Genomic DNA, 16,385 nt, shown 5'->3' on the forward strand with positions numbered 1-16,385 from the left:
TTAATGAAAATAAAGTCGGCCGACTTTGTGATAAGCAATACCGAAGTTTCTAGATGCCCTAAAGAACCTTTACCCGAGTACGCATTTATTGGAAGGTCTAATGTTGGAAAATCTTCTTTAATAAATATGCTTACAGAGCGTAGAAGTTTAGCAAAAACATCTGGAAGACCAGGAAAAACGCAACTAATTAATCATTTTAAAATAAATGAAAATTGGTTTTTAGTTGATTTACCAGGCTATGGTTATGCTAGAGTATCTAAAAAAGATAAAAATACGTTTCAAAAATATATTACTAATTATTTTACACAAAGAGAACAACTTGTTTGTTCTTTTGTTTTAGTGGATATTCGCCATACACCACAAAAAATTGATATGGAATTTATGGAATGGATGGGCGAAAACGGAATACCTTTTTGTATCATTTTTACCAAAGCAGACAAGCTTAAACCTAAAGCTATTGAAAAACAAGTACAAGGCTATATAGATGTATTACTTGCTGATATTTGGGAAGAAGCTCCTATGCATTTTGTTACCTCTTCTAGCAAAAGATTAGGAAGGGATGAGGTTTTAAATTTTATAGAAAATATAAACCTTGATTATTTTAAAAGGCAAAAAGATTCTATTTAAAAACACCTTTAATTATTTTTATTAAATCTTGAGGGTTTTTTAACCCATTTACTTCCTCTGATTTTAAAAGCACCTCTAGTTTGTTCCCTTCACTTTTAAAAATAATTGGGAAATCATATTTTTCTTTAGGTTTATACGTTTCTAGAAACTCATTTTTATGTAAAAACTGCAGCTCTATATTTGTTTCTGTTCTAAATTTTTTCCAAACCTCCTTTTCAAAAAATACACCAAAAGTAATAGCACACAAATTACAATCATATGTTTTTGGACTCACAACCTTATGCAAACTATCTATTAAACTATTATGCCAACCAGAGTTTGCATTATACACTAAAATTAATTGCTCCATTCCTTTTATTTTACTTTCTAATTCGTCTTAGAAATAAAGTAAGGCTTACACGAAAACAAAAAAACCGCTTAAAGCGGTTTATAAGAAATAATAACTATTAGTAATTATTTATTTTTTTAATTCTAATTTCTCCGCAAAGTACGCACAAAAATCTTTCATGGTAGCTGTCATTTTTTCATCTTGTGTTGCCTTCATAAACGTATCAGACATCGCAACTAAAGTTTGATGAAAAAAGACTTTCATCTCATCAACCGGCATATCTTTTGTCCATAAATCTATTTTTAAAGATTCTTGATTTTTACTATCCCATACAGAAAGTAACATTGCTTTTATTTCTTGGTTTTCAACTCCGCCATCCTCTGCCGACCAGTTTAATTTTTCAGGTACACGATTTTCATCTAACCCTACTTTCAGTGTAATTTCTGATGTATGTAATTTTGTCATTATTTTTTTGGTTTGTAATTCGATTTTTTGAAAATTTCTTCTGCCGATACTGGCATTAATTGTACAAGAGACAAATCATTTTTCTCCATAAAAGATTTTACAATCTGCCAACCTATATAACGTCCTATACGCCCTGGAGATTCTTTATCTAACTCTAATCCAAATTTTGAAAATGGAGCTGGATCTAAAAAACGCTTCCTTAAATTATTATTTGTACTATACAAGTACTCTTGCTCAACAAAATTTCGCCATATAGGTTCTTCATTTGCTATAGCCCAATTTAACTGCTCTTCTGTATATCCTATTTTTATTGCATCTGCAACATTAGGTAGCAACCTATCTTTTAAATATAATTCTTTACCATAATATATTATTTGCGCCAAAAAAGTACGATCTCTAGGCTTTGGAACTGCTTTATTTGCAAAAGCACTTGCTATGTTACTAACTATATACTTCCTATCCATTCCCTGAGAAATATAGCGTTGAATACTACTATAAAACCTATGATCTTGTGCTAAATAATTATCCAAACCAATAAACAACAAACTATCTGCCAAAATAATTCTATTGTTATAATCCACATCATTTGTTACTGTGATAATGTGTGGGACTTTATATTTTGGAAAGTAATATTTTACATGTTTATAAAAATCTTTTAATTGTAGGGTTTCTTTACTAAAGTCTGAAAACTCAGAACTTACTTCCTGCATTAACTCTTGCTGAATAGTATCTTGCATTTTTTGTATCCAAACACTATCTGGCGCAGGAAATAAATAAGGGTATTTAACTCTTAATTTAGGTAAATCATTAGGATTTGCCTCTGAAAACTCTTTATCAAAACGAGAGATAGATACGTTCACTTCTAGTTTAGCAATCTCTTTTTCAATTTTATCTTCTTCTTTACAGCCAAAAAATAGGATAATTAATGACAATAAGGCAAAAAAGTGTTTTTGCATACAAAGTAATTTAAGATACATTTTAATATTCAAGAACTAGGTCTTAATTTTAGAGGCAAAGTTAGTAGTTTTAAATCAAATAATAATATTTCTATGCAAACAGAAAAAGTAATAGACCACATTGTAGGCTGGCTAAAAGACTACGCAACAAAAGCAAATTTAAAAGGTTTTGTAATAGGTATTTCTGGCGGTATAGATTCCGCTGTAACTTCTACTCTATGTGCCAAAACTGGACTAAAGCTTTTGTGTGTAGAAATGCCAATACACCAAGCTGAAAGCCAAGAAGATAGAGCCTCTAAGCATATAGAATGGTTGCAAAGTAATTTTCCTAATGTTAGCCGCCAACCTGTTAACCTAACCCCTGTTTTTGATAATTTACTAGAGGTACTTCCTGCTGTAGAAAGTGAAGAAGAACGTTTTATGTCTTTAGCTAATACAAGAGCTAGGTTACGCATGACAACTCTATACTATTTTGCAGCATTACATGGCTATTTAGTAGCAGGAACAGGTAATAAAGTAGAAGATTTTGGTGTTGGGTTTTACACAAAATATGGCGATGGCGGAGTAGATTTAAGCCCTATTGCAGATTTACTTAAGACTGAGGTTTATGCCATTGCAAAAGTTTTAAATATAAATAACGACATACAAATAGCCGCACCAACTGATGGTTTATGGGGTGATGATAGAACCGATGAAGATCAGATTGGGGCTTCCTATCCTGAGTTAGAATGGGCTATGAAAATGAATGATGAAGAGAAAAAAGAGTCTGATTTTTCTGGTAGAGAAAAAGAAGTGTTTAAAATATTTAAAAAACTAAATACTGCTAACCAACACAAAATGAAACCAATACCAATTTGTATAATTCCAGATGTGTTAAAATAAGTAGTTAAACTGATTTAAACACAAATAAATCGAATATTCCTACAAAAATTGCGTTACTTAATAAAAATATTTAACCTTTATCTTCATAATTAAATTTTTATGCCTTACATTGCATGTCAGACTTATTGAGCCAGATAATGCCTTGATATAGCTTAATTTAGAAAAAAAAAGAAATGATTAAAGTACTTATCGCGGACAACCACCCCATTATCCGCATGGGCGTTAAAAGTGTATTAGATTCTACTTCAGAATTTGAAGTTATTGCTGATGCATCAACTACAGCTGAGCTTTTTCAAAAGTTAGAAGAAGTTACTCCAGATGTAATTATGTTAGAAATGGATATACCCGAAATAAACGGTATAGCCACGTTAAGAAAAATTAAGAAAGAATACCCTGAAGTTAAAGTATTAATGTACAGCGGACAATCTGAAGATGTCTATGCATTAAGCTCTATTAGAGCTGGTGCATTTGGATATTTATCTAAATCTTCTGATGTAGATTATATAGTCACTGCAGTACGCAAAGTTAGTGAAGGTAGTATGTTTATTACCAATGAACTTGCGCAACGTTTAGCTTTTGATGAAGGCACACAAAAACCAAGAAGGTTCTTTAGAAAATTATCTACAAGAGAAATAGAAGTTCTTAAACTTTTAGCTAGTGGAAAAAGAAATAAAGATGTTGCAATTGGTTTAAATCTTAATGAAAAAACTGTAAGCACCTATAAAGCTCGTTTAATGAAAAAATTAAACGTAGATAATATGGTAGATTTACTACAACAGGCCAAAGCGCTAGAGTTGTATTAAAATATTTTTTTACTTAAAAAAAAGCCTGATGTTCCATCAGGCTTTTTTAATGGTCCTTTTTTAAGAAAAAACCCTATTTAATTTTCTACTTAACAACTTATTTAAATTAAGATAGTTAAGAATTTCTTCTAGAATCTCGCTATTATCCTCTGTATGATCCGCAGTTTTACCCTGCAAAGCTTCCATTCTTTTCTTTATTAAATAACAACGTAGGGTTAAAATAGTTTCACTTACTAATTGCGCTATTTCTGTTTTTTTATCTTTTGGATATATATCTTTTCGCTCCCAATTATGTAGTGTATACTTCTCCTCTTCCATTAAAATAGAAGAAATCTCTGAAACTGTATCTTGTTCTAAATTTGCTACAAAAGTATTTACCGCAAAATCTTCCTTCTCATTAAGTTCCTCGATTAATTTATAATAAATAGCCCTAAAGCCTTCATTTGCTAATTCTATTTCATCATCCTGTAGGTCTAAATATATTTTCTCGTAGACTTTAATTTCTGATAATTCTGGCTCTAATTCTAAATCTCCTGCTTCATTTTCTTTTAAGACCAAATCTTCAAAAGAATGTACTTCATTACCGTATAGCAACAGTTGTTCAATAATTTTTTTTTCAAGTACATATTGCACATCTACTTTTTCTTGTACTTCGGTATTCTTAACAACAGAAAAAGCTTTTTGTTCCTCTTTTTGTTTATTTACCGCTTCTTTCTGGTCTTTTTTTCCAATTTGAGCGAGCGTATTAAATAGTACTGCTTCGGAAACATTCATGATTTGTGCACACTCTTGAATATAAATTTCCTTTTTAATACGGTCTGGAATTTTAGCAATACTATTTATAATATCTCTTACTGTATCTGCTCTTTTTATAGGGTCATTATCTGCCTCTTTCATTAAATGAGAGGCTTTAAATTGTATAAAGTCTTGAGAGTTATCTTTTAAATAAGTAACAACTTCCTCATAAGAATTGTTTTTAGAAAAACTATCAGGATCTTCTCCTTCTGGGAATGTACATACTTTTACATTCATCCCCTGTTCTAAAATTAAATCTATACCTCTAAGAGATGCTCTTAATCCTGCTGCATCTCCATCAAACAAAACTGTAATATTTTTAGTTAATCTATTTACTAAACGTATTTGTTCTGGAGTTAAAGCCGTACCACTAGATGCTACTACATTATGTATTCCTCTTTGGTGAAATTGAATAACATCTGTATACCCTTCTACCAAATAACAATTATCTTCTTTTGCTATGGCTTGCTTTGCATAATAAATACCATAGAGTACTTTACTTTTATGATAAATATCGCTCTCTGGAGAGTTTAAATATTTGGCAGCTTTTTTATCGTTACCAAGAATACGACCACCAAACCCTAACACTCTACCACTCATAGAATGGATAGGAAACATAACTCTACCTTTGAACCTATCAAACTTTTTAGAATTTCCTGGGTTCTGCGTGTCTTCTTTTACAATAGTTAATCCTGTTTTCTCTAAATACTTAAGTTTATACCCTTTATCTAGAGCTGCAAGTGTAAAACCATCCCATTTATCTAAACAATAGCCTAGTTTAAACTTTTTTATAGTTTCCTCTGTAAATCCTCTTTCTTTAAAATAAGATAACCCAATAGCTTTACCCAACTCCGTATCCCAAGCCATTTCTGAAAAATGTTTTTGCGCAAATTCTGAAACCAAATACATACTTTCTCTCTCACTAGCTTCTTCTTTTTGCTCATCTGTACGTTCGGTTTCTTCTATTTCAATATTATACTTTTTAGCTAAGTATTTTATTGCTTCTGGATATGTAAAATGTTCATGCTCCATTAAAAAAGCAACAACATTACCTCCTTTACCACTACTAAAATCTTTCCAAATTTGCTTTACAGGAGATACCATAAAACTTGGCGTACGTTCATCACTAAATGGACTAAGACCTTTAAAGTTAGTTCCTGATTTTTTTAATTGCACAAAATCACCAATAACCTCCTCTAAACGAGCAGTCTCATATACTTTATCTATGGTTATTTTAGAAATCAATCTTAAAAAAGGTTTTATTTTTTGATATTCTGTAAAGATAATTTAAATAACTATACCTGTTTACAGGGAGTACATTTTAGCTAGAACAAGGTAAAAATAAACTTCTTAATCTCCAGATCTTTGTATCAAACAAAATAATACAATTAATAACCTTTTAAAAACAAAAAATTATGATCTGGGGAATTACACTTATTTTACTAAGCCTTATTGCAGTACCTTCTTTAATACTTGCAAAAAAACCAAATGCAAAAGAATTACTAGCAAAAGTAGAGCCATACCAAGGATGGATTGGTTTAGTATTTTGCTTTTGGGGAGTTTGGGGAATTATTACCGCTATTCTAAACTTAGGCTGGCTTACAAGTGCACCAATATGGTGGATTACTTTACTAGCAGGAAACATAGTTTCTGCAGCATTAGGATTTATGCTTGGCTCTGGTTTAATAAACAAATTATTCTTAGGTAAAAATGAAGCAGCACAGGCAAAAGCAGAAGAACTACGTCAAAAAATTGCTCCTAAACAAGGTAAATTAGGTATTCTAGGGCTAATTGTTGGTGGATGGATGATTGCAGCCTCTTTCTTATTTTCCGTTGTTTAAGAACATAAAACTAATATAAAATGAAAAAATTATTTATAGCATTACTCCTAATTATGGCAACCATAAAAGGCTATTCACAAGAAAAAAGAAATACTATTAACGTAAATGGTTTACATACCGTACTAACAAAACCTGTTTTCCATGCAAGGATGATGGTTAGTCTTAATAATGTTTATTACGATTCGCAAACTATGACGTTAGAAGAAATAAAATCTGGCTACTTTGCCAAATTAACAAAAGCCGGTATTTCTAAAACAAACCTAAAAGAAAACCATTTGCATTACGATTTAATGGGGTATGAAAAAGATGGTACTATTTTAGAATTTACCACAACATCTGAAGAAGCTATGCAAAAATTCTTAAATGTACGTTCTCTTGGTGTGTCTAAACTAGAATACACCTATAAAACAGAATTTACAGAAGAACAAGCTGCTGAGTATGCAAAAAAAGCTTTTGATAATGCTAAAGAAAAAGCAAATAAAATTGCATCTAAAATTGGTAAAAAATTAGGGGGTGTAACTTATATTAGTGACAACAATACCTTAAAAAGAAATACAACATGGTATTATACTGTTCCTACAGATTCTTTAGAATACCACATTACAGTAACTTTTGAACTTTTATAATAATACAATTACTTTGGTTGGTTAATTGTAAGAACGCCTTGTAGACTTGGTAATAGTGTCCATGTTTCTAAGAAAACGCAAGGCGTTTCTTTAATAAAACCCTAAAGCATACACTTTAGGGTTTTATTTTTTTCTATCTACAACATAATTTACCATAAGTTGTAGCGCACTTTTATATTCAGATTCTGGGTAACAATCTAATAATTCTAAAGCTTCTTCTTTAAATGCCAACATTTTAGTAACAGCATATTCTAGCCCCCCTTTACTTTTCACAAATGCAATTACTTCTTTTACTCTTTTTTTATCCTTATTATGGTTTTTAACAGAATTAATTACCCATTTTTTTTCGGCTTTAGAACAATTATTTAAAGCATAAATTAACGGAAGTGTCATTTTTTGTTCTTTAATATCTATTCCTGTAGGTTTCCCTATTGCTGTACTACCATAATCAAAAAGGTCGTCTTTTATTTGAAATGCCATACCGCATAACTCTCCAAATTTTCTGAAAATTTCTACATGTTCTGTATTTGGTTGTACCGAGCAAGCTCCTAGACTACAACAAGCCGCAATAAGCGTTGCTGTTTTTTTTCTTATAATATCATAATAGACATCTTCTGTTATATCTAATCTTCTTGCTTTTTCTATTTGGAGCAATTCTCCTTCGCTCATTTCGCGAACGGCTACAGAAATAATTTTAAGTAAATCAAAATCATCATTATCTATAGAAAGTAAAAGTCCTTTAGAAAGTAAATAATCGCCTACCAAAACTGCAATTTTATTTTTCCATAATGCATTTATAGAAAAAAAGTCACGCCTTTTATCACTCTCATCTACCACATCATCATGCACCAGAGTGGCTGTATGTATAAGCTCTATTACAGATGCACCACGGTAGGTACGTTCATTAACAGTACCGTTATTTAATAATTTTGCAGTTAAAAAAACAAACATTGGTCGCATTTGTTTTCCTTTTCTATTAACTATGTAGTATGTTATTCTATTTAGCAACGCAACCTTAGAGGTCATAGAGTCCCGAAACTTTTTTTCAAAAAGTTCCATTTCTTTATTTATTGGCTCTTTAATTTGTGCTACTATTTTCAAGTACTGCGGTTTTCTAATATATTAAATAATACGCCTCTAAATTAACGAAAAATATATGTCTAATAACGGGATAATTAGAATTACAACGAGACAAAAAGAAGTCTATAAGATATTAGCTACAAATACAACTGCTTATTTATGATTTATTTGCTAATTGCCCACAAGCAGCATCTATGTCTTTTCCTCTAGACCTACGAACTGTTACTACAATCCCATTTTTTTCTAAAGTAGATACATACATTTCTATAGCTTTATTTTCTGCTTGCTGAAAAATACCATCATCAATAGGATTATATTCTATTAAGTTCACTTTAGATGGTGCAAATTTGCAAAAAGAAACAAGAGCATCAACATCTTTTTTTGTGTCATTTATACCTTGCCAGACTACATACTCATAGGTAATTCTACTATTTGTTTTAGCATACCAATATTGTAGTGCTTCTCGTAAATCTGCTAACGTAAAAGTAGCATTAAATGGCATTATAGAGGTTCTAATTTCGTCTATAGCAGAGTGTAAAGAAACAGCAAGTTTAAATTTGACTTCTTCATCTGCCATTTTTTTAATCATCTTAGGAACACCAGATGTAGATACCGTAATTCTCTTGGGGGACATTCCTAAGCCTTCTGGAGATGTTATTTTCTGAATTGCCTTAAGAACATTATTGTAGTTCATTAGGGGCTCTCCCATACCCATAAATACAATATTACTTAAAGGCTTGTCAAAGTATAACCTACTCTCATTATCTATTGCAACAACTTGGTCGTAAATCTCATCTGGATTTAAATTTCGCATACGCTTTAACCTAGCTGTTGCACAAAATTTACAATCTAAACTGCAACCTACTTGACTAGAAACACATGCTGTTGTTCTTGTTTTTGTTGGAATAAGAACAGACTCTACTATTAAATCATCATGCAAGCGTACTGCATTTTTTATAGTACCATCGCTACTACGTTGCATTTGGTCTACTTTAATATGATTTATTACAAAGTTTGCCTCTAACATATCTCTCGTTTCTTTAGATATATTAGTCATTACTTCAAAAGAATGGGCAGATTTTTGCCACAACCACTCATAGACCTGGTTACCTCTAAAAGCTTTATCTCCGTTTTTAACAAAGAATTCTCTTAGTTGCTCTTTTGTAAGTGCTCGTATGTCTTTTTTCTTTTCCAACTTTACTAGATAAAAAATCCCTCTTTAAATGTATTTCAATGTAAAGAGGGATTCTGATTATTCCTTTTTAATAGGAATATGATTATAGTATAAGCATAGCATCACCATAAGAATAAAACTTATAGCTTTCTAAAATTGCTTCTTTATATGCTTTTTTCATTAAATCATGACCTGCAAATGCGGATACCATCATCATTAAAGTAGATTTTGGTAAGTGAAAATTAGTAATCATACAGTTTGCGATACTAAAATCATAAGGAGGAAAAATAAACTTATTTGTCCAACCTTCATAAGTATTTAATGTTTGGTTTGATGATACTGCACTTTCTAAACCACGCATTGCAGTTGTTCCTACCGCACAAACTTTTCTCTTGTTAGTTTTAGCGTTATTAACTACTTCTGTAGCTTTTTCATCTATAATTAACTCTTCGCTATCCATTTTATGTTTAGACAAATCTTCTACCTCTACTGGGTTAAAAGTTCCTAAACCAACATGTAATGTTAGTTCTGCAAAGTCTACTCCTTTTATTTCTAAACGTTTTAATAAGTGTTTAGAGAAATGCAAACCAGCTGTTGGTGCAGCAACAGCACCTTCGTGCTTAGCATATATGGTTTGGTATCTTTCTTCATCATTCTCCTCTACTTCTCTTTTAATATATTTAGGAAGTGGTGTTTCTCCTAAATCTCTAAGTTTTCTTCTAAAATCTAAATAAGAACCATCATATAAAAAACGTAATGTTCTTCCTCTAGATGTAGTATTATCTATAACTTCTGCTACTAGAGTTTCATCATCTCCAAAATACAACTTATTACCAATACGTATTTTACGAGCAGGATCTACTAAAACATCCCACAAGCGTTGCTCTTCATTGAGTTCACGTAATAAAAACACTTCTATTCTTGCTCCAGTTTTTTCTTTATTACCATATAATCTAGCAGGAAAAACTTTTGTATTATTAAGCACCATTACATCTCCCTCATCAAAATAATTAATAAGGTCCTTAAACATTTTATGCTCAATTTTACCGGTTTCTCTATGTACTACCATTAGTTTAGATTCGTCTCTATGTTCCGCAGGGTATTCTGCTAATAACTCCTCTGGTAATTCAAAATTGAAGTTTGATAATTTCATTTATAAAATTTTTAGTTGTGTTTTTTCAAGATGGCAAATATACAACCTCAAGAGAGGGGTTGTCAAGTAAAACCGTAATTAAATGGTAATTATGCTTCTTTTACTACTATTCCAAGGTTTTTAAAATCCTCCCAATAGCCTGGGTAAGACTTAGAAACCACTTCCGCATCATTTATAAATAAGCTAGTTTTTAAAGCTAAAGGACCAAATGCCATTGCCATTCTATGGTCATTATACGTATCTATAGCTACATCTGGAACTATATTTTCTGAAGGTTCTAAAGATAATGTTTCATTTGTAACCGTAATATTTGCTCCAAGCTTAGACAACTCTGTATGCAAAGCTTCTAAACGGTCTGTTTCTTTAATTTTTAAGGTATGTAAACCTGTTAAATGGCATGCAACTCCTAATCCAAAACACGTAACTGCTATAGTTTGTGCTATATCTGGTGCATTTGCTAAATCTATAGTAACTTTTGGTAATTGCTCTTTTTGTATTTTTTCTAATACAATCTGATTTTCTTTAAATGTAGTTTGCACACCAAAATCTGTATATATTTTTGCTAACACACTGTCTCCTTGCAAACTATTTTCTTTGTAGGCAGATAAGGTTATTTGCGAACCTACATCACTTAAAGCAATTAAACCATAGTAATAGGATGCCGAGCTCCAATCTGATTCTACAACCAAATTTGTTGGCGCTACTTCTTTTTTAGGCGAAACTGTAATTGTATTACCTACAAAATTACTCTCTACCCCTATTTGACTTAAAAGTGCTAATGTCATTTTTATATAAGGAACAGAAGTTATTTTACCAACTAACTCCAGCTCTATACCGTTTTCTAAACTAGGCGCCGTAAGTAATAAAGAAGAAATATACTGGCTACTAATATTTGCTGGTAAACTAACCTTATTATTTGTTATTTTTTTTCCTTTGATACGTATTGGAGGGTATCCTTCATTTTTTACATAAGAAATATCTGCTCCTAGGCTTTGTAATGCCTCTACCAAGACTTTTATAGGACGCTCCGTCATACGTTGCGAACCCGTTAAGGTAACTTCCTTGCCTTCTTGTGTAGCAAAATAACTAGTTAAAAAACGCATTGCTGTACCTGCATGGTGAATATCTACTTTTCCAGAAGTTATTTGCAATCCTTTTTCCATTACAATTGCATCATCTGAATTAGATAAATTGCTAATATTTATTGTAGAATACAATGCTTTTAATAAAAGAGAACGGTTAGACTCACTTTTAGAGCCTGTAATTTTTATGCTTTCTTTTATTAAATTAGATACTGGTTTGGAGATATGTAATTTCAAAACTAAAGTGTGTTAAAAACGAACATCAAAGATAGTACTATTTAAGCTTTTTATTGTTGTGATGACGGTCATGATCGCGCTTTGTTTTTAATTCTAACTTTTTATCAAAAGCTTGTTGTAAATCTACTCCTGTTTGGTTTGCTAAACAGAGTACTACAAACATAACATCTGCCAACTCTTCCCCTAAATCTTTATTTTTATCCGATTCTTTTTCACTTTGCTCTCCATACCTGCGAGCAATAATACGAGCAACTTCCCCTACTTCCTCCGTAAGTTGCGCCATATTCGTAAGCTCATTAAAATAACGAACACCGTGTTCTTTTATCCAAGTATCTACTTCTTTTTGGGCTGCTGCTATACTCATTTGTCCTATATTTTAGACAAAACTACTTTTTCTGTTTGTTTTTCTACTATTGCTTTATAAAAATCTTTCAACCCTTGATAATCTAAAGCAGAAATTATCGCTTTATTAATTTTTAAATCTGATTTTATTTGGAGACCAAGCGGTGTTTTTGAAATATGTAATTTAAACTGCCCTATACCATCTCCAACTATAATATTACATGGTTCTGGAACCGACTCTACTGCATACCCTTTTGGAGTGTTAATGGTTACAGAATATGTATCTTCCCAAGGATACCCATAATCTATAGGATACTCTCTATTCTCCTTTTTAAAAGGATTTTCTGTTTGTGTCAACCAAAATAATGGAGATAAATACATTTTGTTGCCAATTATTTCCGCAGTATCTTCTGAATTAAAACTAAAGCTTTCTATAACAGGTTTTCCAATTTCTTCTTTATTTTTTATAGAATAATCCGATATTTCAATTCCATTATAATTCTCTTCTAACTTTTCTAGATAATCTTCTTCACTTAAATCTGAATTAATTGCTCTAAAACTATAAGCTATATAATCTTTACATGTTCTTCTTACTTTTCCTTCTACATCACCAGTATTTGAAATGGAAGCCATCATCATAATATTCTCTGAAGATTTATAATCTGGTTGCAATGAAATAGATCCCGACAGCCCCCCTTCTTTAACAATTCTTCCTGCCCAATTAAGAGTCCTTACAGGGAGCATGTTAGGCTTACTATACTTACTTGTTGCGTCTAAAAAAATGTTTTTTCCATCAATCTTAACTAAAGCAACAACATAATTAAAACCGTATCTAGTAGGAAATAATGGGACACCGTTACTTCTTGTACTAACTAATACAGGGTTTGCATTTAATCCTACACTACGTAACATACTTACTAACATTAAATTAATATCTGCTACATTTCCTGTTTTTAAGCTATGTGCTTTTTTTACCCCTTCATCTGTGTAATAACCATAAATTCCATTCCAATTCATCCTAGATTGCACGTAACGAAATACTGCACTTGTTTTTTCTTTTTCAGATACTTTACCTAACAAAATTTTTTCTAAATCATCTTTATAATACCTTTTAAAATTTAACTGATTTCCAAAACCTTCATTTTCATAAATTTTTTTTACTACATCCTCCCAGGTACTTGTATAGCTTTCAATGGTTGAATTTGGAAATTTTACATATTGCAATTCATACTTAATAGCTGCTCTATAATTATTCATGCTATTTACAAATACTTCCTCCTTTAAAGCGGGCACATTTTTCATCTGGACTTCAGAAATATTTATTTTATATTCTAATTTAGAATTTGAAAAATTAGTCTTTGAGACATATCCGGAATTATCTCTATTCCTATTGGTAAAAGTTATGCTTCCCGTTTTACTATTCCTATCTATGTCATAAGCTAAATAACCTTTTGTCATGTTTTTAAATGAAAAATATTCTGGGATTTCAACCTTTATTTCTTGTTCTACAATAGGAATATCATATTGTAATATAATTTCATTAAACGAGGAATAAAAAGGAGAACTTACAGTATACTTATATTCTATTACACTGCCCTCGTTCAAATTTGGCATTGTAAATTTTTCTTTCTTATTATATTTTGATGCTTCTTCTGTAAAAGTGTCTGAATTCTTTAACTTAGTTTTTTCTATTTCGCTTCCTTTTAAATTATAAGTAGAAGCTTTTAAACCTGTAAGACTTTCCTTTGTACTGCTATTCTTATATAAATTTTCTACGACTGTAGCATACTTAAATCCTTTTTTATTATAAATTTTGATACGCTCATGAACTTCTCTTTCTATTACAAAACCAGATTCACTAGAGTATTTAAAAAATACTCTTATCTTCCTATATAAAACAGCAGCATCTGCTGTAGAGTCTCCCTTATATATTTTCTCTTTTAATTCTTCTTTTGAGACTTTACCAAACTTAACATCTTGCGCAAAGGAACTGGGTGTAAAAACAAGTAAAAGAACCATTACTTTTATAAATTTTTTCATGTATTATATTTAAAATATTATGCTTTATTTTTTTTAATTAGCACAACTTGTGCATTATCACTTTTAGAAACTTCTTTTCTAAAATTTCTATAATCATTATATTTTTCTTTTGTGTAAGTTCCAGATTTTAATAAAAATCGATGTTCATATTTTAATGAACCATCATCTAACTTAATTAGCTCTGCTACATATTCTCCAAATTCGGATAATATTTCTTTTTTACTAGGTAAAGACTCGACCATATAACCATTTGGAATTTTTATTTCATAAGAGTCTATATCTAAAAATCCCCGAGAAATTTCAAAAGGCATTTTTCTAGAGCGATACCTTTTAGGAATAAAATTATTCCTATTCAAAATATTTGCACAAAAAAGGATTCTCCCTCCAGAAGGTTTTGAAAAATTTTCTGCGCTAATAGTCACTTCTTCTAAAAACTTTACTTCCGATTTATTATTAGAAAATTTATAATCTTTTAAAACAAGATTATTTATAGTAGACCATTGATCTTGATAATACTCCAAAACCTCTTCTTTATCCTCATTTTCTATATTAAACCTATTATCATATTTAATTCCCGTTGTTTCTATACTAGCTTTTGCTTTTAAAGTTCCGTTATCTAACAATTCTATTTTTCCTTCAATTTTTTGAGTATTTGTATCTTCTTTATAAATAGGAGTTCTAGCTATTACGCCTCCCTCTGGCTTCATTACTAAAGCCATTCTATCGTCTGTAAAGTCTCCTACAAAACCAAAAGGATGAGTTTGCGAAGTACAATCAATCCAGATATAATCATCGCCATTTGGAATTGCTAAAATTGCATGATTCCCTTGCTCTAGTGATGGAAATTCTTCATCAAAGTCGACTTTATTTCTACCTGCTTCAATATGCACATAGTAGTTTTCTACACCAACAGCATCTAATAATGAATGTGTATAATTTGAAAGCCCTTTACAATCTCCATATTTAACCCTATCAACTTCTGAAGCTAAAATTGGTTGTATACCTCCTATTCCAACTTGTACACTTATATACCTAGTAACGCTTTGCATATATTCATAAACTATTTTAGCTTTCTCTAAATCAGTATCAGCATCTTTCACAAGTTCATTAACATGTTGCTTCACAGACTCAGGTAGCTCACCTCTTCCTTTTAGGATATTATTATACATCCAAGATCCTAATTGCTCCCAATTTTCAACATGGGCATTATACCCCTCGTAATGAAAATCGTTTAACCTTACCATTATCTTTGGAGCAAGCTCACTAGAAGGCGGACATAAATTCTCATATCTTACTGCTGGAATATTAGCTACTGAATACGAAATTGAATTTTCATTATTCTCAATTTCAACGTTTAAGTTTTTAAGATTTTTTTCCTTAATCACTGGTTTTAAACCACTAGAACCATAATTTATTGAAAACCTATTTTTCTCTACACTAGACATAAAACCATCAACAAAATACCAACTGGGTATAAATGCTGTGTTTTTTGTTTGTATTTCTTTTTCAAAGATAACTGTATAAGGATATTGGGTTGGTGTGTATTTTAAATACTTAACTCTATAATCAGAATATAAAGTACCTCCTGAAACAGCGCTAACATCAATAAAATCTTTTTCCTTTATCTTTTTTAACTCATTACCAAAAGCATCGTAAACTACAGCCTTAATAAATTTTAATTTCCTAGAATTACTATAACCTCCATAAGCATGGACATGTTTTCTTCCTTTCTTATTTAAAACAGTAACTACCCTTTTTGACTTCATAACCATATGATCTTGAGCCAAAACATCTACAACCATTTCATCTAAACGCACAACAGCGTCTGCATTTTCAGTTAGTTTCTCATCAATTAAAAGGGATTGGTATTTAAAATTTTGGGCAAAAGAAAATGTACTGTATAAAAACAGCATTGTGAATAAAAAAAAGCGCATTTAAATTAGTATAATTAGTT

At 30.9% G+C, this 16,385-nt stretch carries 16 protein-coding genes; 5 read left to right on the top strand and 11 right to left on the bottom strand.

The window, feature by feature from the left end:
- The first annotated feature begins 3 nt into the window (after nucleotides 1–3).
- Nucleotides 4–627 carry a ribosome biogenesis GTP-binding protein YihA/YsxC gene (gene yihA, locus Q0820_RS14855; protein ID WP_298488736.1) on the top strand — a complete coding sequence of 208 codons (624 nt, stop codon included), beginning with the start codon at nucleotides 4–6 and terminating at the stop codon, nucleotides 625–627.
- Here yihA and Q0820_RS14860 read toward each other — a convergent pair.
- The 3 genes from Q0820_RS14860 to gldB all read right to left on the bottom strand — a co-directional run bounded on the left by Q0820_RS14860 (nucleotide 620) and on the right by gldB (nucleotide 2,376).
- The gene (locus tag Q0820_RS14860) at nucleotides 620–976 is read right to left on the bottom strand and encodes a GTPase (protein ID WP_298488738.1); all 357 of its coding nucleotides are present in this window, start codon (nucleotides 974–976) and stop codon (nucleotides 620–622) included. The two genes, yihA and Q0820_RS14860, sit on opposite strands and share 8 nt — an antisense overlap.
- A 108-nt stretch (nucleotides 977–1,084) precedes the next feature.
- A complete protein-coding gene (gene gldC, locus Q0820_RS14865; protein ID WP_298488740.1) occupies nucleotides 1,085–1,420 on the bottom strand; it encodes a gliding motility protein GldC in 336 nt (111 codons plus the stop codon).
- A complete protein-coding gene (gene gldB, locus Q0820_RS14870; protein WP_298488741.1) occupies nucleotides 1,420–2,376 on the bottom strand; it encodes a gliding motility lipoprotein GldB in 957 nt (318 codons plus the stop codon). Before gldB ends, gldC begins: the two co-directional genes overlap by 1 nt.
- 93 nt (nucleotides 2,377–2,469) lie before the next feature.
- Between gldB and nadE the strand changes: the two genes are divergently transcribed.
- The gene (nadE, locus tag Q0820_RS14875; RefSeq protein WP_298488743.1) at nucleotides 2,470–3,258 is read left to right on the top strand and encodes an NAD(+) synthase; all 789 of its coding nucleotides are present in this window, start codon (nucleotides 2,470–2,472) and stop codon (nucleotides 3,256–3,258) included.
- 173 nt (nucleotides 3,259–3,431) lie between these two features.
- A complete protein-coding gene (locus Q0820_RS14880) occupies nucleotides 3,432–4,061 on the top strand; it encodes a response regulator transcription factor (RefSeq protein WP_298488745.1) in 630 nt (209 codons plus the stop codon).
- A gap of 60 nt (nucleotides 4,062–4,121) precedes the next feature.
- Here Q0820_RS14880 and dnaG read toward each other — a convergent pair whose 3' ends face one another.
- Entirely contained in the window at nucleotides 4,122–6,101 is a 1,980-nt protein-coding gene (gene dnaG / locus Q0820_RS14885; RefSeq protein ID WP_298488747.1) for a DNA primase, read from the bottom strand.
- A 170-nt stretch (nucleotides 6,102–6,271) separates the two neighbouring features.
- On the opposite strand from dnaG, the gene Q0820_RS14890 reads away from it, so the two are divergent.
- Nucleotides 6,272–6,697 (top strand): hypothetical protein, encoded by a 426-nt coding sequence (locus Q0820_RS14890; RefSeq protein WP_298488749.1) that lies wholly within the window; start codon nucleotides 6,272–6,274, stop codon nucleotides 6,695–6,697.
- A 20-nt stretch (nucleotides 6,698–6,717) separates the two neighbouring features.
- Nucleotides 6,718–7,323 carry an SIMPL domain-containing protein gene (locus tag Q0820_RS14895; protein WP_298488751.1) on the top strand — a complete coding sequence of 202 codons (606 nt, stop codon included), beginning with the start codon at nucleotides 6,718–6,720 and terminating at the stop codon, nucleotides 7,321–7,323.
- Between the two features lie 123 nt (nucleotides 7,324–7,446).
- Here the strand turns inward: Q0820_RS14895 and Q0820_RS14900 are convergent, their stop codons facing one another.
- The 7 genes from Q0820_RS14900 to Q0820_RS14930 all read right to left on the bottom strand — a co-directional run bounded on the left by Q0820_RS14900 (nucleotide 7,447) and on the right by Q0820_RS14930 (nucleotide 16,344).
- Complete coding sequence (locus tag Q0820_RS14900; RefSeq protein WP_298488753.1) at nucleotides 7,447–8,424, bottom strand: polyprenyl synthetase family protein; 978 nt, start codon at nucleotides 8,422–8,424, stop codon at nucleotides 7,447–7,449.
- Nucleotides 8,425–8,560: 136 nt separating this feature from the next.
- Entirely contained in the window at nucleotides 8,561–9,598 is a 1,038-nt protein-coding gene (gene rlmN / locus Q0820_RS14905; protein WP_298488755.1) for a 23S rRNA (adenine(2503)-C(2))-methyltransferase RlmN, read from the bottom strand.
- A gap of 82 nt (nucleotides 9,599–9,680) precedes the next feature.
- Nucleotides 9,681–10,730, bottom strand: coding sequence for a tRNA preQ1(34) S-adenosylmethionine ribosyltransferase-isomerase QueA (gene queA, locus Q0820_RS14910; RefSeq protein ID WP_298488757.1), 1,050 nt, complete (start codon nucleotides 10,728–10,730; stop codon nucleotides 9,681–9,683).
- Between the two features lie 89 nt (nucleotides 10,731–10,819).
- On the bottom strand, nucleotides 10,820–12,049 hold the full coding sequence (locus Q0820_RS14915; protein ID WP_298488758.1) for a 3-phosphoshikimate 1-carboxyvinyltransferase: 1,230 nt from the start codon (nucleotides 12,047–12,049) through the stop codon (nucleotides 10,820–10,822).
- Between the two features lie 37 nt (nucleotides 12,050–12,086).
- Nucleotides 12,087–12,413, bottom strand: a complete 327-nt coding sequence (locus tag Q0820_RS14920) for a nucleotide pyrophosphohydrolase (protein WP_298488759.1) — start codon at nucleotides 12,411–12,413, stop codon at nucleotides 12,087–12,089.
- A gap of 5 nt (nucleotides 12,414–12,418) precedes the next feature.
- Nucleotides 12,419–14,431, bottom strand: a complete 2,013-nt coding sequence (locus Q0820_RS14925; RefSeq protein ID WP_298488761.1) for a DUF3857 domain-containing protein — start codon at nucleotides 14,429–14,431, stop codon at nucleotides 12,419–12,421.
- Nucleotides 14,432–14,448: 17 nt separating this feature from the next.
- Nucleotides 14,449–16,344 (bottom strand): DUF3857 domain-containing protein, encoded by a 1,896-nt coding sequence (locus Q0820_RS14930; RefSeq protein ID WP_298488763.1) that lies wholly within the window; start codon nucleotides 16,342–16,344, stop codon nucleotides 14,449–14,451.
- Between the last annotated feature and the right edge of the window lie 41 nt (nucleotides 16,345–16,385).

This window comes from uncultured Maribacter sp. (assembly GCF_947495965.1).
GTDB lineage: Bacteria > Bacteroidota > Bacteroidia > Flavobacteriales > Flavobacteriaceae > Maribacter_B.